Source organism: Nostoc sp. (assembly GCF_036919615.1).
GTDB lineage: Bacteria > Cyanobacteriota > Cyanobacteriia > Cyanobacteriales > Nostocaceae > Nostoc.
Genome location: NZ_JBALCN010000010.1, coordinates 1 through 25,729, shown reverse-complemented (window position 1 = coordinate 25,729; position 25,729 = coordinate 1). Strand labels below are relative to the sequence as shown.

Annotated in this window: 22 protein-coding genes and 3 pseudogenes; 12 read left to right on the top strand and 13 right to left on the bottom strand. The window is 41.6% G+C overall.

Annotated features, from left to right (window positions below; all coding sequences use genetic code 11):
* Positions 1-1,268: 1,268 nt before the first annotated feature.
* Both V7K48_RS04275 and V7K48_RS04270 read right to left on the bottom strand, forming a co-directional pair.
* Positions 1,269-2,177, bottom strand: coding sequence for a HEAT repeat domain-containing protein (locus V7K48_RS04275; protein ID WP_335069915.1), 909 nt, complete (start codon positions 2,175-2,177; stop codon positions 1,269-1,271).
* Between the two features lie 32 nt (positions 2,178-2,209).
* The gene (locus tag V7K48_RS04270; protein WP_335069913.1) at positions 2,210-2,449 is read right to left on the bottom strand and encodes a hypothetical protein; all 240 of its coding nucleotides are present in this window, start codon (positions 2,447-2,449) and stop codon (positions 2,210-2,212) included.
* 317 nt (positions 2,450-2,766) lie between these two features.
* On the opposite strand from V7K48_RS04270, the gene V7K48_RS04265 reads away from it, so the two are divergent.
* Positions 2,767-4,038, top strand: a complete 1,272-nt coding sequence (locus V7K48_RS04265; protein ID WP_335069911.1) for a HEAT repeat domain-containing protein — start codon at positions 2,767-2,769, stop codon at positions 4,036-4,038.
* A 25-nt stretch (positions 4,039-4,063) separates the two neighbouring features.
* On the opposite strand, the gene V7K48_RS04260 is transcribed toward V7K48_RS04265, so the two are convergent.
* From V7K48_RS04260 to hemC, 3 genes are all read right to left on the bottom strand, one after another.
* Positions 4,064-4,309: a hypothetical protein gene (locus tag V7K48_RS04260; protein ID WP_335069909.1), complete on the bottom strand. Its 246-nt coding sequence runs from the start codon at positions 4,307-4,309 to the stop codon at positions 4,064-4,066.
* Positions 4,310-4,517: 208 nt separating this feature from the next.
* On the bottom strand, positions 4,518-5,960 hold the full coding sequence (gene glgA / locus V7K48_RS04255) for a glycogen synthase GlgA (protein WP_335069907.1): 1,443 nt from the start codon (positions 5,958-5,960) through the stop codon (positions 4,518-4,520).
* Between the two features lie 131 nt (positions 5,961-6,091).
* Entirely contained in the window at positions 6,092-7,063 is a 972-nt protein-coding gene (gene hemC / locus V7K48_RS04250; protein WP_335069905.1) for a hydroxymethylbilane synthase, read from the bottom strand.
* 70 nt (positions 7,064-7,133) lie between these two features.
* On the opposite strand from hemC, the gene V7K48_RS04245 reads away from it, so the two are divergent.
* The gene (locus V7K48_RS04245) at positions 7,134-7,448 is read left to right on the top strand and encodes a hypothetical protein (RefSeq protein WP_335069903.1); all 315 of its coding nucleotides are present in this window, start codon (positions 7,134-7,136) and stop codon (positions 7,446-7,448) included.
* 47 nt (positions 7,449-7,495) lie between these two features.
* On the opposite strand, the gene V7K48_RS04240 is transcribed toward V7K48_RS04245, so the two are convergent.
* A complete protein-coding gene (locus V7K48_RS04240) occupies positions 7,496-7,612 on the bottom strand; it encodes a GAF domain-containing protein (protein ID WP_335069901.1) in 117 nt (38 codons plus the stop codon).
* A 107-nt stretch (positions 7,613-7,719) separates the two neighbouring features.
* Between V7K48_RS04240 and V7K48_RS04235 the strand changes: the two genes are divergently transcribed.
* Together V7K48_RS04235 and V7K48_RS04230 are read left to right on the top strand one after the other, a co-directional pair.
* Positions 7,720-8,673: an AlbA family DNA-binding domain-containing protein gene (locus V7K48_RS04235; RefSeq protein WP_335069899.1), complete on the top strand. Its 954-nt coding sequence runs from the start codon at positions 7,720-7,722 to the stop codon at positions 8,671-8,673.
* A 293-nt stretch (positions 8,674-8,966) separates the two neighbouring features.
* Positions 8,967-9,533 (top strand): Uma2 family endonuclease, encoded by a 567-nt coding sequence (locus V7K48_RS04230; RefSeq protein WP_335069897.1) that lies wholly within the window; start codon positions 8,967-8,969, stop codon positions 9,531-9,533.
* A 60-nt stretch (positions 9,534-9,593) separates the two neighbouring features.
* On the opposite strand, the pseudogene V7K48_RS04225 reads toward V7K48_RS04230, so the two are convergent.
* Positions 9,594-10,146, bottom strand: a pseudogene (locus V7K48_RS04225) (Uma2 family endonuclease).
* Positions 10,147-10,235: 89 nt separating this feature from the next.
* Positions 10,236-10,658 (bottom strand): lysozyme inhibitor LprI family protein, encoded by a 423-nt coding sequence (locus V7K48_RS04220; protein WP_335069895.1) that lies wholly within the window; start codon positions 10,656-10,658, stop codon positions 10,236-10,238.
* Between the two features lie 192 nt (positions 10,659-10,850).
* Between V7K48_RS04220 and V7K48_RS04215 the strand changes: the two genes are divergently transcribed.
* From V7K48_RS04215 to V7K48_RS04205, 3 genes are all read left to right on the top strand, one after another.
* Positions 10,851-11,822 carry a YegS/Rv2252/BmrU family lipid kinase gene (locus tag V7K48_RS04215; protein WP_335069893.1) on the top strand — a complete coding sequence of 324 codons (972 nt, stop codon included), beginning with the start codon at positions 10,851-10,853 and terminating at the stop codon, positions 11,820-11,822.
* Positions 11,823-11,930: 108 nt separating this feature from the next.
* Complete coding sequence (locus V7K48_RS04210; protein WP_335069891.1) at positions 11,931-13,493, top strand: metallophosphoesterase family protein; 1,563 nt, start codon at positions 11,931-11,933, stop codon at positions 13,491-13,493.
* Between the two features lie 64 nt (positions 13,494-13,557).
* Positions 13,558-14,031, top strand: coding sequence for a pentapeptide repeat-containing protein (locus V7K48_RS04205; protein ID WP_335069889.1), 474 nt, complete (start codon positions 13,558-13,560; stop codon positions 14,029-14,031).
* Here V7K48_RS04205 and V7K48_RS04200 read toward each other — a convergent pair.
* The 4 genes from V7K48_RS04200 to V7K48_RS04185 form a co-directional block, all read right to left on the bottom strand.
* Positions 14,028-14,438 (bottom strand): hypothetical protein, encoded by a 411-nt coding sequence (locus tag V7K48_RS04200; RefSeq protein ID WP_335069887.1) that lies wholly within the window; start codon positions 14,436-14,438, stop codon positions 14,028-14,030. The two genes, V7K48_RS04205 and V7K48_RS04200, sit on opposite strands and share 4 nt — an antisense overlap.
* A 390-nt stretch (positions 14,439-14,828) precedes the next feature.
* A complete protein-coding gene (locus V7K48_RS04195) occupies positions 14,829-15,263 on the bottom strand; it encodes a CAAD domain-containing protein (protein WP_335069885.1) in 435 nt (144 codons plus the stop codon).
* Between the two features lie 186 nt (positions 15,264-15,449).
* Positions 15,450-15,911 (bottom strand): BON domain-containing protein, encoded by a 462-nt coding sequence (locus V7K48_RS04190; protein ID WP_335069883.1) that lies wholly within the window; start codon positions 15,909-15,911, stop codon positions 15,450-15,452.
* A 141-nt stretch (positions 15,912-16,052) separates the two neighbouring features.
* Positions 16,053-17,363, bottom strand: coding sequence for a histidine kinase (locus tag V7K48_RS04185; protein ID WP_335069881.1), 1,311 nt, complete (start codon positions 17,361-17,363; stop codon positions 16,053-16,055).
* A 491-nt stretch (positions 17,364-17,854) separates the two neighbouring features.
* On the opposite strand from V7K48_RS04185, the pseudogene V7K48_RS04180 reads away from it, so the two are divergent.
* The 3 genes and pseudogenes from V7K48_RS04180 to V7K48_RS04170 form a co-directional block, all read left to right on the top strand.
* Positions 17,855-19,684, top strand: a pseudogene (locus V7K48_RS04180) (MFS transporter); the annotation flags it as partial.
* 824 nt (positions 19,685-20,508) lie between these two features.
* On the top strand, positions 20,509-21,381 hold the full coding sequence (locus V7K48_RS04175; protein WP_335069879.1) for a calcium-binding protein: 873 nt from the start codon (positions 20,509-20,511) through the stop codon (positions 21,379-21,381).
* Positions 21,382-21,484: 103 nt separating this feature from the next.
* Positions 21,485-21,868 (top strand): annotated as a pseudogene (locus V7K48_RS04170) (transposase); the annotation flags it as partial.
* A gap of 202 nt (positions 21,869-22,070) precedes the next feature.
* Here the strand turns inward: V7K48_RS04170 and V7K48_RS04165 are convergent.
* Entirely contained in the window at positions 22,071-22,862 is a 792-nt protein-coding gene (locus V7K48_RS04165; RefSeq protein WP_335069877.1) for a DUF3598 family protein, read from the bottom strand.
* A 211-nt stretch (positions 22,863-23,073) separates the two neighbouring features.
* On the opposite strand from V7K48_RS04165, the gene V7K48_RS04160 reads away from it, so the two are divergent.
* The gene (locus V7K48_RS04160; RefSeq protein WP_335069875.1) at positions 23,074-23,367 is read left to right on the top strand and encodes a hypothetical protein; all 294 of its coding nucleotides are present in this window, start codon (positions 23,074-23,076) and stop codon (positions 23,365-23,367) included.
* 178 nt (positions 23,368-23,545) lie between these two features.
* Positions 23,546-25,231, top strand: coding sequence for a dihydroxy-acid dehydratase (ilvD, locus tag V7K48_RS04155; protein ID WP_335069873.1), 1,686 nt, complete (start codon positions 23,546-23,548; stop codon positions 25,229-25,231).
* The last annotated feature ends 498 nt before the right edge of the window (positions 25,232-25,729 follow it).

Sequence of the window (25,729 nt, the reverse complement as noted above, 5' to 3'; positions counted from 1 at the left end):
GGAATCTGTTCTGTACGCCTTCGTAATATGTGGTGTCAAATAAATTCTTGAAATTGATTGCGGCTCTGAATCTGTCAGTAGTATAGTGATCGCAGATTTATCTTGTACTTATTGAGCAGTTGCACTGATTGTAAGGCCGAACCAAATAGAGCTTGTGACCAAAATAATCTTTAATATTTGCTTCAATACCATTTTTCACCCCTACACCCTAACACCTACATCCCCACTGAGCATTACTCTCAAAAACCGGCTATTTGCTGTTTTTTTATTGAGATTATTAATCAGCTATTTGAGAATAAATCTTACAGTAGATGACTCAGCAATTGCAAGTAATTATCAGATATTATGGACAAAGTGAATTAATATATAATAGTTTAAATAGCTGTTCTGCCCATTTCATGCATTTGCTGGTAAGATAGCCAAATACAGTTGTACCAAAAAGTTTTCCAAATCCGTGTTGCAGAGTGCATAGACGCGTTGGTGTAGCCTCTGGTAAAGAAGCGGCTTGTCGTACCCCTACTGGGAAGCTAGCTACGCGGTAGCGTGTCTACAAGAGAAGACATCGCTCACCCCTACATGTGTGCTAACTCCAGTGATAACGGCGGATTTTTTTAACAAGACTCTAAAATTTCTCTAGCTTAATGAATTCAATTAATGCTTGAAGTTTTCAGTTTAGCGATCGCTGCAAGTTACTTTGTTCTGCCAAAATGGGTGCTAGTTGCAATTTAATTAATTTAATTGCTTTGCTCTGCAAATAATTTGCTTTGTAGTGCCTTGATTAGGACATTTGATGATAATTGTCTTACCACTAACTGCAATACTGGGTTGATTTCTAAATAAAGCAGAGTCTACCAATCATTGCCCTTGACTAAAAAACTTAAATCTGGCTTCATAGCTTCATCTGTTCTTAGAAAAAACCTTGCTTACAAATCAGGAGAGATTTAGATGTTCAATCCCAAAATTCTGTCGTTTTTTTGAAATTTTATTGTCCATAAGCGTTGCACACCACTACCATAAATCAATGTGTAACTTTCACTAAAATATTGTCTCTGACTATCTTCTATGGAGCCAGAAAGGAGAACAGCAAACTTAACTGAGTGATCTCAAGTTGGAACCCTAATCAACAATTTCTGTCTACAGTTCTAAATCATCTTTTAATGCCAGGGAAATAGTCATAGTTGGCAACTGATCATCGGATTAATGCTATTAATTAGCAATAATTTTAGAGGAATCAGTCCAAAAATTAGTGATAGTAAATGTGCATCGCTCTATTCCCAAGTATCTTCCTCTAACTGTCTCTCAATTTGAGAAATCGCCAACTTGAACACTGCCTGAACTCCCGCTTCCCCTTCCTTGGTTAATGCGGCTTGCAGGGGTTCTAAGGAAGTGCGATCGCCAATTTTCATCAATGCCAGGGCTGCCGCTTTTCGAGTTTCCCAATCGGGATGGTGCAATAATTCAACGAGGTTAGGAATTGCTGGTCGATAGGTCAGGCTGCCCAAAGCTGCTGCTGCTTCACACCGCACAATTGCTGATGGATCGATGAGGGCATTAACTAAAATATTAAATGCTCCTTTTTCAGTACCTTCTTCAGCTATTTTAGCGATCGCTCCCACCACCGCAGCGCGAACCTCAGCCGAGTCAGAGTTAATCTCTTGATATAAATATTCCTTCGCCTCTGCTCCAATAAATCCCAACGCCCATACTGCATATCCTTTGGCACTTTCTGGATACTCGCTTGACGCTAAGATTTTTAGTAATGCTGGCACAGCAGGCTTACCTATCTTGGCGAGCGCTCCTACCGACGAGGCTTTGACCACTGTATCTTCATCATTTAACAGAGCCTTGACCAAGGTTGGAATTGCGATCGGATCAGCGATCAGTGTCAGGGTTTTGGTGCTAGCTCTGCGTACAACTGGGTTTGGGTGATTTGCTACAGCTTCCATCAATAAAGGGGTCGCTGGTTTACCGATTTTTCCCAATGCCTCTGCAAAACTCAACCTAACCATCCCCCGTGAGTCTCCCATACTCTCAATCATCTGCTTGAGTAGGTCTTGATCATCAGGGTTGAAGGTGTTTAAGCCTAATTGCTCACTCACCGCTGCAAATAAAGCATCAGTTTCTGCCTGAGACAGATTTAACGAATCCTCCCCGGATTGAGTTTTGGAGTTGAGCATATGACTTATAGCTAAATTATCAAGATGGATTACTAGTTACTGAGGTTCAGGGCAGCTTGCTGATTACGGAGTTCCTGGAGGGCAGAATCAATCTTGGCAAGCTCAGGCTCTAGTTTTGCCATAACATTTACTCTCATCAACTTAGCCCGTTTTGCGGTTTCCATAGTTTCTTGGACTAGACGTTCCCGATACTGCTCAAGTTCTGCAATAACTTCTGCAACATCTTGAGTGGTTACGTTATCGGTTGTTGTGAGTTCTGAGGTTTCATCCATAACTTTTGTTTCCTAAATCCGTGTTTATATAAATAATGATGTGTAATCAGTGTTCGACTATCGTTTGTGTTTGGTTACTCACGAAAGACCAGCACTTAGCTGTTACATACAACTGAACAATTGGCAAGAGGCAACTAAACTAATCGCTGACAAATGCATATATTCCGATCTTCTCAGATCGCGTTACCACTGGTAAAGCTTTTTAACGTAAATCTTCAAAAATTTGGTAATCCAATGCCCAATGCTCAGTACCCAGTCCCTAGTACGATAGTAAAAGTGACCTCTGAGCAATTATCCAAGAGCCATTTTATAGATCAATGGATAAACGTTTTTTTAAAATGTTTGGGCTAACAGAAGAACAAGCGATCGCAATTATCGATACACCATTAGAACAACTCGAAGACGCTTCTGATAAGTATATTGCTGTTTCCCATCTAATTAATTATCCCACTGAGCAATCGATCGCAGCTTTGGTACGGGCGATTGAAAGCAGTAACCCTGATGAGTTAGACCACCGGATTGTCCGCCGCAAAGCTGTGGAAAGTCTGGGGCGATTGCAGGTCGAATCAGCTTTACCTGTAATTCGGCAGTGCCTTAAAGATGATGATATTTATACTGTTGAAAATACTGTGTGGGCGATTGGGGAAATCGGCACTAAAGATCCAGAAATCCTCGAAGAAGTAGCGCAACTACTCGATAAACCAGGTCAAATCTACCGAGTAATTATTCACACCCTAGCTAACGCTAACTATCAGGCGTCCTTAGAACGAGTTCGGAAATTTACCCAAGCTGAGGATGAACCTACCCGTAGTGCAGCGATCGCTACAGTTTGTCGTTTCACAGGTGACTACTCCCAAATTAGTGAGGTGATAGCACTGTTGCAAAGTTCCAGCGTCAATGCACGGCGCGGTTGCATTCAAGACCTGATTGATTCACGCTACTACAAAGCCATCCCAGAAATTGCCCGTTGTCCTGTATCTCTGGTGTTTCGCTTACGAGGATTGCGGATGCTCTTGGATGCAGGCGTCCCCAGTGGTGAAATTACTTTCACAGAAATTCAACCTTACCTAGAGCAAATACTCTACGATCATCCCAACGACCTTGATTTAGTACATGAGTATGACCTTACCCCTGTACTAGATTTTGTCATTAATGAACTCTACGAAACTGATTTTGGACGCTGCTATTTAGCGACAAAAACCTTACTGGATATCTATCCACAAGAAGCACCAGCAGCGCTTTTAGCAACTTATTCGGACAAAGCATATAACGATTATGGCGCTCATTATCATGTGATGAAACTTTTCGGCTGGCTGAAATATGCTCCCGCCTATGATTTGTTAGTAGAAAACCTATACAATCGCGAACCCCAGTTTCAGAAATCTCGTGCGGCTTGTGCGATCGCTCTTGGTGAATTGGGTGATTCACGAGCAATTCCTGAACTCAAAACTTGCCTAAATACACCGATTTGGGACTTGAAATACGCTTGTTTATTGGCGTTAGAGCGCTTAGGAGACTCGTCTGGTCGAGAAATTTGCGATCGCGATGGTGACTGGTTAATTAAGGCGAAAGCGACGAGTATTCAATAATTAGGAGTTAAAAGTTAGGAGTTTATCAAGTCCAGATAATTGTCGATGTTTTGGCATTGTCAGCCGATACATTGGCATTGTAAGTTGATGCAATAGTATTGTCAGCCGATGCAATGGCATTGTAAGTTGATGCAATAGCATTGTCAGCCGATGCAATGGTATTGCAGGTCAAGATACTTGTGTTGTACACCGTAGCTTTGTAAGCTTTTAAGGGATTAACATTAACGTGAGTTTGACGGGTCAGATAGCGTCCGCCTAATAGTAAAATCAAAAGACTTCTGCCTGGTTTTACTAAACAAAACCTGTACTTCTCTGACTCAGAGAGGGACAGACTTGAACTAAAGTTCAAAGCAGGGAGAGGTTTGTCAAACTTACGTAGGATTAAGGGATGGAGTTCTTCGGGTTTAATAAATAATCAAGTGGACATGATATTAGGAGTTGGGAGTAGAGGCGTACAGATATACGCCTCTACTGGCGGTTCAAGACTTGCTACTGGTGACTGCTTCGTTTAAAACTAACTCTAGTTCTGGTGTCTTCTCTTCTTCTTCTGGCAAACCGTAAATTGACCTGTACAACGTTACGTACTGCTTGGCAGATTGATGCCAACTAAAATTTTCACTCATGCCCCGTTTTTGTAGTTCTTGCCATTGTGGTTTGAAACGGAAGCCTTCCCAAGCCCGGATCATACAGGTGAAAAGGTCTAGCGGTTCATAGCGATCAAAGCAATAACCGGTGCCTGCGGCATTCTCAGGATCGTGATGGGTTACGGTGTCAACTAATCCACCTGTGCGGCGGACAATGGGTACAGAACCGTAGCGCAAAGCCATCATTTGGCTGATACCACAAGGTTCAAAACGACTAGGCATTAAGAAGGCGTCGGTGCCAGCGTAGATGCGACGAGACAGAGCATCGTTATACAGTAAGTAAGTTGCCATGCGTCCGGGAAAGCGGGATGCTAATTGCCACATCTGAGTTTCATAGTAGCGATCGCCTGTCCCTAACAGCACAAACTGTGCATCTGTATAAGATAGGAAGCGATCGAGGATTTGTAATATCAAATCAATGCCTTTTTGTTCTACTAATCGCGTCACAATCCCAATAAAAAAGGCTTTGGAGTTGACTTCTAACCCTAGTTCTTCTTGTAAAGCAATTTTGTTGGCCTTGCGTTTATCTAAAGTATCAGCAGTGAAGGTGTGAGTAATATATTTGTCATTTTCTGGATTATAAACTTCAGTATCAATACCGTTGATAATTCCAGATAATTTCCCACTAATAAAGGACAGCAAACCTTCTAATGTTTCACCGTAAGTAGGTGTCTTAATTTGTTCAGCATAGGTGGGCGAAACTGTATTTACCTTATCGGCAAATTGCACCGCCGCTGCCATTACGTTGTGTCCTTGCATATACCAGGGACACCAAGTAATTCTCTCTAAATACCAACGCCACGGCCCTTGATAAGCCAGATTATGAATGGTAAACACCGTGTTGATATCAGGATCTTGGTGCATCCACACGGGAATCATCCCCGTGTGCCAATCGTGGCAATGGATAATTTCTGGCTTCCAGTAATTCCAGGCAAACTCGGCTGCACCATTAGCAAACAAAGTGAACCGCCAATCTTCATCATCTCCAGAATAAATACGGCGGGGCATGAAGGCAGGATGTCCGAATAAATACAAAGGAACATCAGTACCAGGCAGAACACTTTCGTATACTGCAAAGTGCTGGAACATGGCATCTCCCCACCAGATGGGTTCATAGGGAATTTCCATTTTGTCTGGCAGGAAGCCGTAGTAAGGCAAGAATATCCGCACATCATGCCCCATTTCTCTCAGGACTTTGGGTAATGCCCCGACAACATCACCCATTCCTCCTACTTTCGCAATGGGTGCTGCCTCTGCTGCAACAAATAGAATCCGCATGGTAATTTTTGCTTCCCTGAGATTGTCAAATTAACTCTATGATCCCGACCAACGCGATATGTCGCGTCTGGCACGTATGAGAGTGCAACGGCGATCAATTCTTATCTAATCACATCGGCTTGCCTAATTGCTTAGGAACCGCGTTGAATCACCGCAAAAATTTCTGACAAAATTTCTTGCGCTCCCTGTTGCCGTAACTGTTCTGCTAGTTCTATACCTAGCGCTTCGGCATTATTGGCAATGCCTGTGACGGTATCTTTTACGAACTTTTGACCATCTACACTGGCGACTATCCCTGTTAAGGTCAAATTTTCACCAGATATTTCTGTATTTACACCAATAGGTACTTGACAGCCGCCCTCTAAAGAACGTAAAAAAGAGCGTTCGGCGAGACAGCGATCGCGGGTTTGGGGATGTTCGATCGCTTTGAGTAGAGATAGCAATTCACTATCATCAGTCCGGCATTCTATACCCAAGGCTCCTTGTCCTACCGCGTGGAGAGAGATATTTGCGGGGAGAATTTGATGAACGCGATCGCCCATTCCTAATCTCTCTAACCCTGCTGTTGCCAAAATTAGGGCATCGTATTCGCCTGCATCTAGTTTTGCCAACCGTGTAATCAAGTTTCCCCGCACATCTTTAAATGTAAAGTGGGGGAAATGGTGGCGTAACTGTGCTAACCGCCGCAGCGAAGATGTCCCAATTACAGCACCTTCAGGTAAAGTATCGATTTGTTTATCTTTGTGCTTTTCATGCACCACTAATGCATCTGCTGGATTTTCCCGTTCAGTAATTGCTGCCAGTGTTAGCCCTTCTGGTAAGTGAGTTGGCAGATCCTTGAGGGAATGAACCGCAAAGTCAATCTCCTGATTGAGCATTCCGACTTCAAGTTCTTTAGTAAAAAGTCCTTTATCGCCAATCTTAGCTAATGCTACATCCAAGATTTTATCGCCTTGGGTAGACATGGTGTGGACTTCAAAAGTGATATCAGGAAAGCAATTCTCTAGTTGCTCTTGTACCCAGTAGGTTTGAACCAGAGCAAGTTGGCTTTTGCGTGAACCAATCCGAATAGTGCGTGGGGGACTAGAAACAACTGAAGTCATAAAACAATATATCAGTAAGCGATTAATTCACTTTCATCTAGACTACCGTAGTCAGGGACACATACCAATTTTGGGTTTTAGATTTGGGATTTTGGATTACAATTCTTTACCAAAGGCTGGTTTGAGAAATCTCCAACACTACTACTTGGTACAGCATTTCGTTAATATTTGTAGCGAATTAAATTTGGTAATACCCTCCAATGCCAATGCGTCCGTTGACAATGCCAAGGCGTCTGCTGACAATGCTAATGCGTTTGCTGACAATGCCAACGTGTCTGCTGATAATGCCAACGCGTCTGCTGACAATGCCAATGCGTCGATGACAATGCCAATGCATCCGCCAACAATGCCAATGCGTCTTTTGACATTAAAAACGAATTCTTGAATCCGCTGTTGAATGGGGTGTTCTAATTCAGCGTTGAGTGTTTGGAGCTATTTGTAAAGTTCTGAGTGTTGGATGGCGATCGCAACCTGGGTTGCAAGTTGCTTCATCAACTGAACTTCCCCAGATTTCCATATGCGGGTGCGATCGTACTGATGAGCAATCAATAAGTCCCAAAGATACAGGGGTAAAAGTAGGTGTTTTGCTATTTAGTTGGGCTGCTCGCGCAATCAGGCTGCTAAAGTGAATTTTAATCCTTACAAAAGTATTTAGTATGAAAGATGCTTGGGATTGGGAAGAAGAGGATATTGAATTACTTATCCAAACCGGGGTGCAAGAAAGCCTTACCCTAGACTATAAAAGATGTGAATCCTTAGATAAACGCAACCCTAATCGCAAAAAAGATTTGAGTAAAGATGTTTCAGCGTTTGCAAACTCGGCTGGGGGCGTAATTGTATATGGCGTGATTGAGATTAATCACCTTCCGACAGGGATTGATAGTGGTTATGATCCCAAAGATATAACAAGAGAATGGCTTGAACAGGTTATTAATTCAACTATCCAACGTCGTATTGATGATGTCAAAATCAAACAAATTGAGCTTAAGAAGAGTAACTCTGGGCGTGTTATCTATGTAGTAAGTATTCCACAAAGTAAACGTGCCCCTCATATGGCAGAAGATCATATTTTCTACAAGAGGTTCAACTATCAGTCAATTCCAATGGAGGAGTATGAAGTTCGAGATATTGGGAATCGTGCTGATGCTCCTGACTTATCACTTCAATTTTTCCTTGAAAGTAATGCAGTTGATATTGAATTTGAAGAAGATAAAGAATTCTCAAAGCCAATTATCTTGAATGCGCTTATAACAAATGAATCTATAGCTCCAGCGATGTTCTACATAGTGCGTTTATTCTTTGATAAACAGCTTACAGTTCTCAACAGCGGTGGTTTTGGATTCAATTCAGAGCAAACTTTACAGATAGGTGATATGGCATTTATTGCAAATTCGTATTCTAGAAACTATTCAGTACCTGGAGCTATGCCTGTTTGGCAAGGAGTCAGATTTAAAATTTGTGATCCTCACTTTCAAATAGCTGTACCAAAAATCAATGGCGATATGAGTTACGCTTTGGCTTGGTCAATTGATTCATTAGGAATGCAGCAGAAGCTTAGAGGAGCTTTTCTTATTGTTTCAAATAATCAAGCGAGAATTTTAGATGTTTGATGAAGGGCGACTCGATAAATCAAATGTAGCGGATGGTCGCAATATCTTGGTAGGGCATTCAAAGCTTACTGGCATCACTCAACTTCATCATCATGTCATTGCATTTATCGTTAGAGATAGTACATCAATGTGTTCAACATCAAGTTACTGCGCGGTTGTTGCAAAAGCAGTACTTTGAAGTTATTGGTGGAGTGCTTTTGAGTTAGTGCTATGTATAGGCGATCGCCTTGTTGCATCCACCCAGTGGCAAAGGTTGATAAACTAGATGCAGGACTTTCGGAATAGCAGAAGTCATGAGTGTTGCAAAATCTGCATCCCTAACCCTAGAGGAGTTTCTGAAGTTACCAGAAACCAAGCCTGCAAGTATTTATATTGATGGTGAAATTAGCCAGAAACCAATGCTGACAACCCGCCACTCCCGACTTCAGGCTAAGTTGATTAATGGGATTAATGAAGTTACAGAAGAGAAGCAAATTGCTTATGCTTTTCCAGAGTTACGTTGTACTTTTGGTGGTCGGTCAATTGTTCCAGATGTGGCGGTTATTCGTTGGCAACAAATTGAGTTTGACGATAACGGAGAACCTATAGATGATGTGCTAATTGCTCCAAACTGGACAATTGAAATTCTCTCTCCAGATCAGAGTTCCAATCGAGTTACAAGCAATATCTTGCACTGCCTAAAATATGGTTGTCAGCTTGGATGGTTGATTGATCCTGATGACCGCTCAGTTCTGGTATTTAAACCACATCAACAACCAGAATTTTGTCATAGAGAAGATACCTTGCCTGTTTTAGATGGTATTGATTTAGAACTGACAGTAGAACAGGTATTTGGCTGGTTAAAGATGAAAGCAGAGTGAGCAAGCCTTGTTAAAATTCTCTGTAAATAATCGGATTAATAGATTTTTTAGTTTCTATTCCTAAATGTTAACAATTGAGCTTACTGATATAGCCAAATCTGGAAATGCTTGTGGGTAAATTGTACCTGTAGTTAATGTTATTTTTGAGGCATACTCTCCATCTTGAGGATCTCGAAATACTACAACTTGTCGCTTTTTAAGATTAACTACCCAATATTCAGGAATATCTACTTCAGCATAGACTTTGGTTTTTATTTGTAAGTCCTTATCTAAGCTAGAATCAGAATATTCGATCAACCAGAAGATATTTTCAGGGTAGGGATGATGTTCTAAATATTCATGTCCCAATCTTTTGACAACAGCAATATCAGGCTCAGGTTCAGAGTTAGTTAGGAAGTGTAATCGGTTTACTGGGGCGAACTGTAGCGCGATTGCCTAAAAGTTTAATCAGGTACTCCCCGGCTTCACTGCTGAAGTAGGCATGAAGTTCTCCTTCTGGTGACATTTCTACTATTTCTCCCTTTAGGAGTTCCATGCGCCGATCATCTAGGATACCTGCCGCAATCATGCGGTGATATTCATCTATTGTCCACTTCGCTGTAGTTACGGTCATAGAAACACTTTTTTATCATATTTTACCTCACATCGTAATGGATGCAGAAAAATTGGTAAATATCAAAAAAATCAACAAGTTTTATCGAATTAAGGGTTGGCTTTGAGATATTCCTGTAATTGTTGAGTACGCAATTTTGTGGAATTTTCCAGACAACCAAAATAAATGGTTGCGGCAATACTTCCTCCCTCATATCTACTTCTTTCAAACTCACAATTGGTATCTCTAAACTTGATCCATACTACCTGTGCAGCAATCAATTTCTGTTTCCTAGAGCTTTCTAACGTAGATAGCAATTGTTGATAAACTCGATTCAGTTTTTTATCTGCATTCTGATAAAATAACTTCGTGCATTCATTAATTGCTGCTTGAGCTTGAGGATTATTGCAGTTGAGCTTTTGAACTAAACGCATCTCTGGTAAATCAGGCGTTGTGCCTGCTATTGTCATAGTGCGGGTATTTAAACTGCTGAGAGTTAGAATACTTGCCAAAACTAGCAATAATTGACCCATGGCAAAATTTTTATTGTTTAAGTATAAACAAAAGATACCAAAATACGCATCAGCATTGGTATGTTCCAATGTAGAATACTTCTGAACTTTTTACAAAAAATTAAACCAGCCGCCAGATGGAAGTCGAAATTTCACAACAATGCTAGAAATAATTTGGTATTTTAGTAATCTAAAGTTTAGCTTTTATATTTTATGAATCGTTCCGCCTGCCTCATTTTCAATCCAGTTGCGGGTCAGGGTGACCCAGATTTAGAACTAGCAGAGATTCGGACAATATTAGAGCCAGATATTGACCTAGATATTTATCTCACAACTGAAGAAATCGACGCTGACGAACTGGCCTATGCAGCAGTCGGGAGGGGTGTAGATGCAATTATTGCTTCAGGAGGAGATGGCACTCTCTCAGCGGCGGCAGCGGCTTTAGTGGGTACTGAGATTCCATTTGGGATCATTTCTCGAGGAACAGCAAACGCTTTTGCCACAGCTTTAGGAATTCCTGACACGATCGCAGCTGCGTGTCAGACAATTTTACAGGGAGGAACTCGCAGTGTAGACGTAGCCTATTGCAACGATCAGCCAATGGTACTCTTAGCAGGTATTGGCTTTGAGGCTGAAACTGTAGAATTGGCAGACCGAGACGCCAAAAATCGCTTTGGGATGATGGCCTACGTTTTGGCTGGAATTCAGCAACTGAGAAACTTAAAAAACTTTGATGTTGAAATTGAAACTGAGGACAAGATCATTAAAACTAGTGCCTGTGCAGTAACAGTCGCAAATGCTGCACCTGCCACTTCAGTCTTAGCTCAGGGCCCAGCAGGTCTGATTTATGATGATGGGCTACTAGATTTAACGATTGTAGCTTCAGTTAATAAGGCAGGAGCGATCGCCGCTACATTCCATCTATTTCAAACGGCCTCTACAGGTAACGCCGTAGAACGGGATGATATTGGCTTCCTGCGAGCCAAACAATTTAAAATTACGACTAACCCACCACAAAAGGTTGTTCTAGATGGTGAAATAGTGGGCACAACACCAGTAGAAATTAAGTGTGTTCCAGCAGGCTTGAGAATTTTTGTGCCATTAGTAGAAGAAGTTGAGCCTACCGAAAAACTAGAGGGACTCCCCAACCTGACTATTGAGATGAAAGACACAACGGGGGAGTGAGGGAGATGGGGGCAGGGGAGGCAGAGAAGGCAAGGGAGGTAGGGGAAAATAACAAGTGACAAATTACTCTTGCCCGATTCCTAATTGAAAATTCAGGAGTAGGTTGCATTGAAACTTGTATCTGATCCAGCGATCGCTAACAAAATTAGTAAAATGAATCAGCGGGTACGGTGGCAAGATCCGTTAATTGTGGAACGGAACATCGACCAAACTCGGCTGGTGTTGGAAGATGGTCAAACAGACAATTCTGAGTTTTCATTTTTAGTTATAGGTGATAGTGGTTCCGGCCAGCACCGGGGACACAATCCCCAGCGACAGGTAGCTGAACTGATGCTGCCCCATCACAACGAATCCCGTTTTATGCTGCACATGGGGGATGTGATCTATTTAGTGGGGTCGAGTGAATACTACCACCAGAACTTCATCCAGCCTTACCGAGAGTTTATCTTGGGTGGAGAGCATCCCAGACGGATTGCCTATGACCAGATGATTTTTAAGCTGCCCATTTTACCTGTACCAGGAAATCATGATTACTATAACTTGCCGATTTTATTGAGCTTGGCGTCTCTAACAACATTACCGATTCGTGGCTTGTTGCGATCGCGGTTAGACCTAGATGTGGGCTTGCATGGCTCAGGAACCGGTGACGCTTACGCACGGGCATTTCTGGACTATCTTAAGGCATTTCAGCTTCCAGGAGAGTTAAATCATCATTTAGATCAGTACTACACAGCCAAGACAGATACAGGTCGTTGTCTTAGCTATGAACCTGGGCACTTTACCCGCCTTCCCAATCGCTACTACACTTTTCGCTATGGCGGTATAGATTTCTTTGCCTTGGATTCTAATACATTTAACGATCCACCACCGCTACCTAAAACAAAAAAAGGTGACGCCGATCGCAAAGTCTTAGAAAAACGCCGTGAAGATTTAGAGCAAGAAAAGCTGCAAATCGTTGAAACCTCAGCCAAGCTTCGTCCAGAAAACCCCACTGAAGCCGACCAATTAGATGACTTGCACGCCAAGCTGTCGCAAATTGAAGAAATTATTGTTGATATCGATAAGCAACTAGCTACTGATAAAATACTGCTGACTGATACTGAACAACTAGAGTGGCTTAAGCAAAGATTAATTGAATCTTGGAATAATTCTGAAGTTCGGGGAAGGGTGATTTATTTCCATCATCCTCCCTATGTAACTGAGGCGACAAAGTGGCAACAAGCACAAACTCTAATAATTCGCGATCGCCTCCGTGGTGTGCTGGATGCGGTAGCTAAAGAAATAGGTTCCCTAACTCAGGGGCGTCCTTTGGTTGATTTGGTATTAAACGGTCATGCACACTGCTTGGAACACCTGGAAACAATGGATACGGGACACGCTGATTCTCATATCCACTGGATTATTTGTGGTGGTAGCGGGTTTAGTTTGCGACGCCAGCGGATTGAGGGATCAGATTTGATGGAGAATTTTGGAAATGAAAAGAGATTAGTGGCGCGATCGCATCTCTTCATTGGTCGTAACGGTCAAGGTTTTCAGAAGCGACGACCTTACTCAGGTTTACGTATTGACGTTAAAGGCGATGGACAGCCTAAGTTTATTGTCCGTCCTTTGGTTGCCGAATGGTATCAAAGGCAATGGCATAATCGTGAACTTGAGCCGTTGATTATTTAACGATTCACCTACCCCATCGTCACATCAATACTTCCCAAAATGAATTGTATGTAGTACCTGAGTTATGGATGTTGAAGAATTGCTCCAGCGCTATGCTGCTGGTGAGCGGGATTTTAGCGGTGTTAATTTGATTGGGGTTAACTTGAGTGGTCTCGACCTGAGTAAGATTAACTTTACTAATGCCGATTTGAGCCAATCGAATTTGGTCGGGATCAAGCTCCGAAGAGCAAATTTGCGAGGGGTTAATTTGTATCAATCTGGTTTGCTTGATGCCGACCTTACTGAAGCCGATCTTAGAGATAGTATCTTGGAAAATACTGACTTCCAAGCTGCTAATCTCAGGGGAGCTATTGTGGATGATGCTATCAAGGATGCTGTCTTGGAAGATACTATTATGCCGGACGGCGAAATTGTAACTTATTCCCCTTGGAAAATGCCACCCGATATAAGTAGAGACGCAATCATTGCGTCTCTACAAACTACCTATTTTGCCTTATTACGTGTAATTGCACCCAGCAAAAGCATAGTTGTTAATTAAATTATTCCTGGCCCTCTACCTCGGCTATCACCTTTTTCTGTCAACTTGCCTTCCTCATCGTCTTGACTAATTTCTGCAAGTTCTTCAGCACGTGCTGCCTTTTCTTCTGCTGCTTGTTGGCGTGCATCACCCGGTACTTCGTAGTACATTTCTGGTTCAACTGCATAGTTGTTAGATAAACCTTCTCTGTCTACGGTATAGCCGTCAGTGGTGCGTATACTTTCTGGATCAGTTTGATCATCGGTAGATGCATCTGCCTCTTTTTCTTCTGTAGGGAATGTTTTGTACTCATCTCCTTCTCTTTTCATTCGAGCAGCAGTTTCGGCTGGGATAATCCCGCGATCATATGTATCTACTTCAGCTCTATCAGATGAATCTATACCTTTGTTAACTTCTTGATTAGCCATAAATTATGTCCTCGTTAAAGAATGTATTAAATAACTTCAAAAACTAGATTAGGCTGTTTTTCATCTTAGCTCTACTATCTTTAGAAGTGATTTAGAATTAAATATAATGTTATGTCCTCTATCTTTTGGTGTATCCAAAAGACTAATATTAAGTCCGGTTAAATACTTATAATTTCCGTTCATTACGTAAAACAAGGGTTTTGGCTGAAAGTTGACACTGACACCAATGAACATTATTATGCCCAGACTACGTTTTTCATCCAAAATTAGGATAATTATAAAATTCCCGACTTTTTAGATAAGTCGGGAATGTGAACCTTTGGATTGTATATCTTTAATTAGCAAACAATACTGACTACTGGGCTGAGGCTAGTTTAATGGTTGGGAAATTTATTCGCCCACAAATTGGTTCTTCAATAATTGAATCTCATCAGCTAATTCTTGCCGATTTGAAGCCTTCAGTAGATAACGGAAAATAAACCAACTGGCGTAACCAATTCCAACTAACTCAAAAAGTGGTGATAATAGTGGAATATTATTGATTGCATTTAGTAATGCTAATACTACCTTAGCTGTAACAATCGCTCCTAAAATTAAAGCAACGGTTATTAGAGGCTGCTTGTAGTCTTTAAAAAAGCCACTTAAGTATTGGGGCAGTTGCTCTAAAAAGTGAGAAACTTGTCTGCTAATTTGCTGCCATTGAGATTCAGGTTCAGGTGCTGGTAGTAATTTTGGCAAGTTTGCAGTATCTGTACCTTCAAGTGCTAGCGTACCTTGTGATAAGGAAGCATTGATAGATTCACGTTGCTGTTGATCGGTTTCCATAGTTTTTATTTTCGGCGACTACAAAAGCTTGTATAACTAAACTGAGCATCAATAAATATAATTATTAAGGTTATCAGTTGTTAATTCTTAGTGGTTAGTAATAAGTATAACTGACCACTAAGACTGAGCAAGAGCATCTAAATTTATTTTTGCCTACCTACTCAGTTGGATTTGTTGTTAGTTACCTTATTTTTTTGGTGGGGCAACAGTTGCTTTAACAACTACACTTTTGACGCCTTTAATTTGTTTAGCTAAAGGTTCAATTTTAGCCAACTCCTTCTGATTGTTCACAGTTCCTCCGATAGTGACAGTCCCATTATCTGCGGCATCAACTGTTAGTTGACCTTTGGGTATGTTTGCCTCTAACTTAGAGCGAACTTCACTTTTTAGGTCACCTGAAGCTCTTTGTGTATCCCCACCAGTGGTATTATTGCGCTGTTCGCGGGCACGAATATCCTCATTTAGTTGTCTTCTGCGGACATCACTTTGTGCATCTTCTTGAGCAGCTTGTGTTGTTTTTGCACTTGGTGTTTGGGGAGCTTCATTAGGATTATTGGGTGCAGATTCACTTGTTTTAGAAGCGTTATCACAAGCAGCAACACCAAAAACTAAAAGGCCACTAATTAACAAAGGAGTTAGCTTTTGCATATGTTGAATTCGGAATCGAAAAGTAAAATTTGTTGATATTTACGGCAGAAGTGAGAAGCAAGTTTTTTAGTCAGGAGCAAATTTTTCAACTTCTTGCTCCTGCAATTTTGTGGAATTAGTGTGAGTAAGAACTACTTTAGCTTAGAGTGTTTCATCACGACGGTCAACAATGACTACGGCAGGATCATCTCTAAGAGGATCTGTTGAGTAATTGGTGCGATCGCTATTAATAACTGGTGTGTTCTGATTCGTCACTCGGTCAAAACCTGGGCGATGTGCGCTTAAATCAGTGCCATCATAGATAGCAAATTCTTCAATACCTCGACGTTTGAGAATCGCTTCAGCTTGGCGGATTTCACCTTCGGTACCATCGATAATTACTAAGTAGTCGCCTCTTTGGAAGCGATCGCCATAAACTCGCGCCCTGTCTTCAGGAATTCCTAAGCCAGCGAGTCCGCCAACAATACCCCCAGCTGCTGCACCGATCGCACCCCCAGCCGCTGTTGTCGCCAAAGCTGTTGCTACTGCGCCACCTGCAATCACAGGCCCAATTCCAGGAATCGCTAAAGTCCCAAGACCAACTAATAAGCCAGTCAAACCGCCTAGAACACCGCCTGTAGCTGCTCCAGTTTTTACACCCTCGTCTGCTTTATTACCTGTAGCAACGTTTCTGTCTACATCTACACCAGCGATCTCTTGACCGTTTGTATCCTTGGCAATGATAGAGACTGTATTTAAGGGAAAACCTGCATCTCGTAATTCTGTAAGTGCTGCTTCTGCATCTCGACGATGAGAAAACACCCCAATTGCCCGTCTAGCAACACCACTATGAGCCGCAGTAGGAGTTGGAGTCACATAATCAGTGCCAGTAGGAGTTGGAGTCACATAACCAGTGGTTGCATTTTTAGCATCTGGATTATCGTAAATACCAAACTCTTCCACACCCTGCTGACGTAGAATTGCTTCTGCTCTGAGAATTTCTGTATCTGTGCCATCTAGGATGACTAAATAGTGTCCTCGCTTTACGCGGTCGTCATAAACTTTGGCTCGTTCTTCGGGAATTCCTAAACCAATCAATCCACCAAGCAAACCACCAGCTACTGCACCAATACCAGCTCCAGTCAGGGTGGTAGCTAGGGTGGTTGCTGCGGCTCCAGCCAGCATAATTGGCCCCACTCCAGGAATTGCCAAAGTCCCAAGACCAACTAATAAGCCAGTCAATCCGCCTAAAGCAGTGCCTGTAACTGCCCCAACTTTAGCGCCTTCGTCAGATTTATCACCGACGCGATCGCGCACATCAGCTCCAGCAATATCTTCTTTGTCTCCATCCTGCGTAATGACAGACACTTTGTCCATGTCAAAGCCGGTGTTTTTCAATTCATGTAGGGCATGTTCAACATCTCGACGATTAGAAAATACACCAACACCACGTTTATGTACACCTACAACCATTATTTTTTCTCCTCAGCAAAAATTAATTCAATTATGCACTATATTTATAGCTTGTAATCACCATTATTTATACATGTTTATGTTTATTTTTCATCAATCGTTTGGAAGAATTTCTATCTCTATCATTAGATATAGGTGTTTTTATCTAAAGTAGGTTAGTAAAAGTTCATAGTTGTTAAATAAATTATGTTTTATAAAAATTAGAAATTAACTATTTTATTTGTCAAAAATTTATCTATAATTTTAGTTTCAAAATTAACTCAATTTCTGCAAAAAACTATCTATTAGATGTAATCCTTAGTAGAAATACACAGCTATATATCAGTTTAAACTTCAGGTGAAATCTGCTTGATTTCGAGGTTTAGTTTTGGCCTTACCCAATGTTGATAGAGGGTGAGGGAAACTAGAGAATACTTGCCAGCCCAGGTTTTTACCTTAAGTTAACACCAATAAACATTGTTTCCTACCGTCTCGCACTCTACCTCACCCATGAAGACTACATATTGAATTCGTTTCCTTGGCATTTTAACTGAATTACCGTAGTAGATGAATTTACAGAAGTCATCTATGACGTGAATGCAGATCTGACAACTGTGAGACAGGAGTTGGAAGAACTCAATCAAGAACATTTTAGCAACTTGCTAAAGCAGCGAGGTGATATTAGTGAAGCTAGAGTGAAAGAAATTGCTGAACAAATGGAAAGCGATCGCCTGGAAGTTTTAGAAACTGTAAAACAGGTAAAAGGGCGAGAAAAAGGGCAATATCTCCGCAGATGGATTGAAGATTATCTGCATTCGACGGGGAAAGAATAACTTAACCCTGAAGGTATTGAACAAGACTTTGCTAAGTTGGTGGAAGATCCAGAAGCTGGCTTTAAAGATTTAAGTAGCCACCTTGGACAATTTGACCGCGATACTTTTGTACAATTGCTCCAGCAGCGTCAAGATTATCAGCCAAGAGGAAGCTAATAATATTGTTAGTCAAATTGAAAGCACCCGCGATCATATCTTGAATCGTGCTAAAGAAGTACAAGAACAAGCAAAAGCGAAAGCTGATGAACTGCGCCAAAGAATTGAAGACTATCTGTGCAATACTAACAAAGACGAACTCAATCCCGAAGGTATCAAACGTGAGTTTAAAGTCTTACTAGACGATCCGCAAGCCGGAATTAGCCAATTGACTTCGCGCTTATCGCAATTTGACCGCGATACACTCGTACAATTGCTCAGTCAGCGTCAAGATTTGAGCGAAGAACAGGTAAACCAAACTCTCAATCAGCTCGAAGCAGTCTGAGATAGTATTTTGCAAGCACCGCAGCAGGCGAAAGAACAGTACGAAAAAACTACAAAAGCGATCGCTGAATATCTCCGCAATACCAACTTGGAAGAACTTAATCCAGAAGGTATCAAGAACGATTTGGAAAAATTACTCGATGATCCCAAAGCCGGAGCTTTAGCATTACGCGATCGCTTGTCTCAGGTTGATTGAGAAACCTTGGTTAAACTCCTAAGTCAGCGGGGAGACTTAAGCCAATAACAGGTTAATCAAATCATTGATCGCGCCCAAGATGCGATTGCTAGTATAGTTAGAGCGCCACGACGTTTAGCAAAACGTACCACTCAAGTAGCTCTAGATTTTGAAGCCAATCTCGAAGAATATCTGCGTAATACCAACAAAGAAGAACTTAACCCAGAAGCAATTAAACGCGATTTGCAATTGCTGCTGTCTTCTCCCCGCGCTGGAATTGGGAATTTAAGTGATCGCGCCTCGAAATTTGACCGTTCGACAATTGTGGCGCTGTTATCTCAACGCGAAGATTATCTCAGAAGAGGAAGCTAACCGAATTGTAGATCAAATTGAGTCGGTTCGCACCTCGATTGTCGAACAATTCCAGCAGATTCAGCAAAAGGTGCAATCAGTGGTGGATGGGGTTTTTGCCAAAGTTCGCAACTATCTCAACTCGCTGGATCGTTTAGAACTTAACTATGAAGGGATTAAGCAGGACTTTGCTAAGGTGTTCGATGATCCACAAGCTGGATTTGAAGCACTGTGCGATCGCCTCAGTGAATTTGATCGTGACACCCTAGTTGCTCCGGATCATCGATCAAATAGAAGCGGCGCAGGATGGCGTACTGCAACGAGCCGAACGCATCCAGAAAGAAACCCAAAAACGCCTGAAAGTGATCCAAAAGCAAGCTGAAGAAAGCAAAAAAACCGTTGCAAATGCTGCTTGGTGGATATTTGGGACAGCTTTCACTTCCCTTTGTGCCAGTGCAATTGGTGGTGCGATCGCTGTCACTGGGATAACTCTACCTGGGTAAAATATCTCTGTCATCAGGAATTTTGAGAAAATACAAAGTGGTATTCAGCCTTTACAAATGAATGCCACTTTTTTGTATAAATAAAACAAACTACCCCTCAGAGGAAGTAGGTTGGTGCTATTAAAATAAACTATGTAAAGTTTTATCAAAATTCTGAAGTATCTTTGAATCCAGCTTATTTGCTCGTTTAAATACCTTTACATGGTTTAGTTTTTTCCCGCCAAGTTACTTACTATCATCACCTTGTTATTCCGATAGAGATTAAAAAACTCTATCAAAATCAAGGGTTTAAGATTTTAATCTGGACAGAGTAAAATTTTATGGTTAATTACTCTTTCTTATAGATAGAAAAAAGTACGCTTGAGCGTTATATCATAGTCTTGTAATATTCTGAATACAAAAAAAACGTCCTAAAACGTATGCAATTCCGTACGAGAAAGTCTGTTTGTTCCTTAGCAGCCTAGTACTGGAACCAATGAATACATAAGGCACAAGGATATAACATGATTCTTGGCAACAATTTTGATGCCAATATCATAAAGACATCCAGTGCTTCTCAAATCTTCTCAAGTTTTCAGACTTAACAGCAAAGACCTGTTCCAATCAGGTCTAGTTCAGTTATATCTTCCCACTCGTTATTTGTCCATCTTGTTTTCTCGGCGTTGCTGAATAAAAGTGTGAAATTCAAAAGTTTAATGTTTGAAACTGGTTCCTTTGCGCTTTTGAAGGAAACTAAATTCATACTCTTAATCAGCAACGCCGTTTTTTGATGGGGAAGTGACGAGGTAATTTTTTTACTCTCTAAGTTTAGGAGAAGCTCATTAATGGTAGGTTTACCTGGTTTACCTGGTTTTGTGAATAGTGGCTCCGGCAATATCGTGATTTCTAGTGGCATCATAACCGGTGGTAGTGGAAACCAAAGTGGCTCCGGCAGTATCGTGATTTCTAGTGGCGGCGGCAAAATCGTGAACGCTGGTGGTAGTGGTAACCAAACCATTTACGGTAGTAATGGCGACGATGTGATAAACACTGGTAATGGCAACGATAAGCTCATTGGCGGTAATGGCAACGATGTCCTTAACGGCGGCGGTGGCAACAATACTCTTGACGGTGGTAATGGCAACGATGTCCTTAACGGCGGCAGTGGCAACGATAAGCTCATTGGCGGTGATGGCAACGATGTCCTTAACGGTGGCAATGGCAACAATACTCTTGACGGTGGTAATGGTAACGATGTCCTTAACGGCGGCAATGGCAGAGATAGCCTCGTTGGCGGTAATGGCAACGATGTCCTTAACGGTGGTGGTGACAACGATATCCTCAATGGCGGTACTGGCAACGACACACTCGCTGGTGGTGCCGGGACTGATATTCTCACTGGAGGAGCAGGTAACGATGTTTTCAAGTTCAGCTCAGTTTCAGATAGTCGTCCTGTTGGACGGGATCTGATCACTGACTTTAATGGAAACGGTAAGTTTGCAGGTGACCGAATCGATCTATATACCATCGACGCCAACTCCACTATCGGGGGCAACCAAGCCTTCACTTTCATTGGGGCTAGCGCATTCTCCGCACCTGGTCAGATCCGTTATTCAGGAGGTATTCTCCAAGCTAACACTGATAAAAATCCGTCGGCTGACTTTGAGGTTCGGCTTATAGGAGCACCACAATTAGTAGCAAGCGACATTATCCTTTAATTTCATAAACCTGTCTTGAAAATAAGGCAGAAGGCAGAATTCTGATAATTGAACAATCGTGGGGAGAGGTAAACTAAGCTTGCCTCTCTCTTTTATAGTGATTATTATGCAAAAAGAATTTGCCCAAGCTCTGAATGTAGTTATTCTAGTCAAAACTAATCTGAAAACTAATGTTCGCAGCCATGTGGTTCTATTTTCTAACGACCTGAAGTTGTCATTCAATAAAATAATCGACTACTACAAACTGCGCTTTCAAATCGAGTTGAATTTTCGTAATGCCAAACAATTTTGGGGTAGTAAAAATTTTATGAATTCCAGCCAAACTGCTGTAACTAATGCTGCTAATCTCTGATTTTTTATGATCAATTTGTCCCATCATCTTCTTTCTGATTTTCGTCTCCTTAATCCCGACTCTGGCATTATTGATCTTAAGGCTCACTATCGTGGTTTTCGATGTGTCCATGAAATGTTAAAAATACTTAGCGAGACTTAGACAAAAAACAACGAGAAAAAAGCCTCAAATTCATTTAGGGTAAGGGATATACCTCAAACCCCAAAAAATCGGCCAAACCCATATATATCAAGAAAAAAGCTAAATCAAGGTTAAATAATTGGGGTGTATAGGTTTGAGGCTTTTTTGACCACAAAAAATGTCTAATTCCTGTTAAGGAAAAGCCTCTTGTTTGGTTTTATTGTTCTTGTAACCTAAAAACTTCAGAAATCAACATGGTGAATGCTCCCGAATTATCATATTTAGCTGTCAGTCTTCTATACTCATTTTTCGTAACCAGTTTACCACCTACTATCTCAAATTCTTCTCCAATATTCACCTTTTCAGGTACATTAACAGCAATATCATCTGGAAAAAATATCGTCTTATTTTTTTGTTCTGTTGGCTCTAACACAAGCTCTTTATTTTCTGCTGAAGCCGATATTTGCAAATCACTATTCATATACTCTTTTTGTCCGCTCCACTTTCCAGAAAAGTTTTCTATTTCGGCTTTGGTTGGTCTATTGGAAAAGCTATTTAGATGCTCGTTAATTATCGTAATTCTCTCTAAATTGCCACTCTCAGCATGGACACTAGCTACACTAGTTCGCCAATCTTGATATCGGAACAATAACTCTGTGGCAAATTTTTTTCCAGCTTCCAGTTTTTTTGATACCCAGGCATTCTTACCCTCACCAAAGGACACTGCCCTCATCGATAAAAATGTTGGGTACATGACTCCATCAGGTTGACTACAAGTTTGCTTTTCAATCTGCCAGGTTTTTTCTGATTCCGTTTCATCAGAATAGCTGTATTTATTAGTTTGAGTGATCAATGTTTTCTCTTCATTAGCTTGAACTTTTCTGACAGCTTTAAATGAATTCAGAACTTTTTTATCTAGAGAATACATCGTCCATATTCCGTGCCAAGCACTACCTTCTGTCGTGATATATCCAAATAAATTTTCCCAGTTTTTATCTTGTGAATTCATCGTTTTTCTGATTGAGAAGTTGACAAAAGCTTTTTAGTATTTTTATTATACGATGGCTACAGGTGTTAGATATTCCTTCGCTTTCATTGGGGGTGTGGTAGACTGCGATCGTCCCTGATATTCTCCACACTGCTACTTCTGCCAAAATCGCCTACAATGCTCCTCACTCTAACAATGGCTACCTTTTCTTTAATATCGATTTTGGGAATTGGTGCGATTCGTTTCTGAGAGTCAACCTGGTTTGTTACGGGATGTGGTCACTGACTTTGTTGGAAACGGTATCTTTGCAGGTGATCAAATCGATCTATCTACCATTGACGCTAACTCCACCATAGGGGGCAACCAAGCCTTCACTTTCATTGGGAGTCGTGCATTCTCTGCAATCGGTCAGATCCGTTATTCAGGAGGTATTCTTCAAGGTAGCACTGATGGGGATCTGTTAGCTGAGTTTGAAATTCAGCTTGCAGGAGCAGCACAACTAGTGGCAAGCGACATTATCCTTTAATTTAATAGACCTGCTTTGAAAATAAGCCAGGAGGCAGAATTCTGACATTGAATAGTCGCAAGTAGAGGTAAGTTAAACTTACTTCTCTCTTTTATGTTGTTCGATCGCGCCGCGTATGCATGAGAAAATCAGGTAATACAATCGCAACTGTTGCGATGATGCCACGGAAGGAAAAAAGATGTCGGAGAACTTAAGAAGTCAAATTGTGACGCAAGGGGTACAGCGATCGCCTAATCGAGCTATGCTGCGTGCAGTTGGTTTTAAAGATGAAGATTTTAATAAAGCCATTGTCGGTATTGCCAATGGTTACAGTACGATCACTCCCTGTAATATGGGGATAAATCAACTGGCGCAAAGGGCAGAGGTTGGAATTAAAACCGCTGGGGCGATGCCGCAAGTGTTCGGCACGATTACCATTAGTGACGGGATTTCGATGGGAACTGAAGGGATGAAATATTCCCTAGTGTCGCGGGAAGTCATTGCCGATTCTATTGAAACTGCCTGTACTGGACAAAGCATGGATGGTGTGCTGGCTATTGGCGGTTGTGATAAAAATATGCCAGGGGCAATGCTGGCGATCGCGCGGATGAATATTCCTGCTATCTTTGTTTACGGTGGCACAATAAAACCCGGTCACTACAACGGACGTGATTTAACTGTTGTCAGTTCTTTTGAAGCTGTTGGTCAATACAGTGCTGGAAAAATTGATGAAAAGGAATTATTAGAAGTTGAAAGTCGGGCTTGTCCTGGCGCTGGTTCCTGTGGGGGAATGTTTACGGCTAACACCATGTCTTCAGCATTTGAAGCGCTGGGGATGAGTTTGCCCTATTCCTCAACAATGGCGGCGGAAGATGCCGAAAAAGCCGACAGCGCGGAAAAATCGGCATTTGTGTTAGTCGAAGCTATTCGCAAACAAATCTTACCCCGCCAAATTATCACCCGCAAATCTATAGAGAATGCCATTTCTGTGATTATGGCGGTGGGTGGTTCGACGAATGCAGTGTTGCATTTATTAGCGATCGCCCGCGCTGCTGATGTAGAGTTAACTCTAGATGATTTTGAAACTATCCGCGCCCGTGTTCCCGTTTTGTGTGATTTAAAACCAAGTGGTAAATATGTAGCTACAGATTTACACAAAGCTGGTGGTATTCCCCAAGTAATGAAGATCCTACTTGTACATAATTTACTACATGCGGATAGCATTACTATTACTGGTCAAACAATTGCAGAGATATTAGCAGACATATCAGAAGAACCATCTGCCAACCAAGATATAATTCGTCCTTGGAATAACCCGATGTATCCCCAAGGACATTTAGCTATCCTTAGAGGTAATCTGGCAATGGAAGGGGCTGTCGCCAAAATTACTGGGGTGAAAAAGCCAGTAATTACTGGGCCTGCACGGGTATTTGAATCGGAAGAAGCCTCTTTAGATGCAATTCTGGCGGGGAAGATTCAACCTGGTGATATTTTAGTCATCCGCTACGAAGGGCCTAAGGGCGGCCCTGGGATGCGAGAAATGTTGGCTCCAACCTCAGCAATTATCGGTGCTGGTTTGGGTGATGCAGTGGGATTAATTACCGACGGGCGTTTTTCTGGCGGTACTTACGGCATGGTGGTTGGTCATGTTGCTCCAGAAGCCGCAGTTGGTGGTGCGATCGCTCTTGTAGAAGAAGGCGATAGTATTACTATTGATGCACCCGCTCGTTTATTGCAATTAAATATATCCGAGGAAGAATTGGCCCGTCGTCGTGCCAACTGGCAACCTCCCACTCCACGTTACACTAAAGGCGTGTTGGCGAAATATGCCTTTTTGGTATCTTCTAGCAGTATTGGTGCTGTGACAGATTTAGACTTGTTTTAATTAATCTGACATGATATTAACTACCTACACTGTGCCGTCAGGTCAGTGTAGGCTCATTTGTGAAAGGTTAAGATAAAAAAATAACTTTTGTCAATTAGTAATCATGCTGAAAGTTTGCTGAAATAGTGAGTAGCAAATTAATTTTTTTACTGGATTTTGAGCAAGAATGAATGATGCTTTTAAATGTGCGAAGCGTAGGCGTAGCCCGCCAACTCTTCTCTACGAAAGGCTGCGCTAAGGAGACGCACTCACGTTCGGCATCGTTAGCCCAAAAATTCTATTGACTAGCGCGATTTTGCGATGATTTCAAGTACTATAATTATTCACAAAAGCTCTATATTTTGAGCCTGTGACTGATGGGAGTAATAAAACTAAAGATTGTGTCTCCCCACCAATGTCGATATCATCGCAATTAGAAGCTAGTTGTATGAATAGGTTTGTGGAATAACAAAAGCCTCCTCAAATAATCATGAGGAGGCATTTTGTGAAATAAAGCTC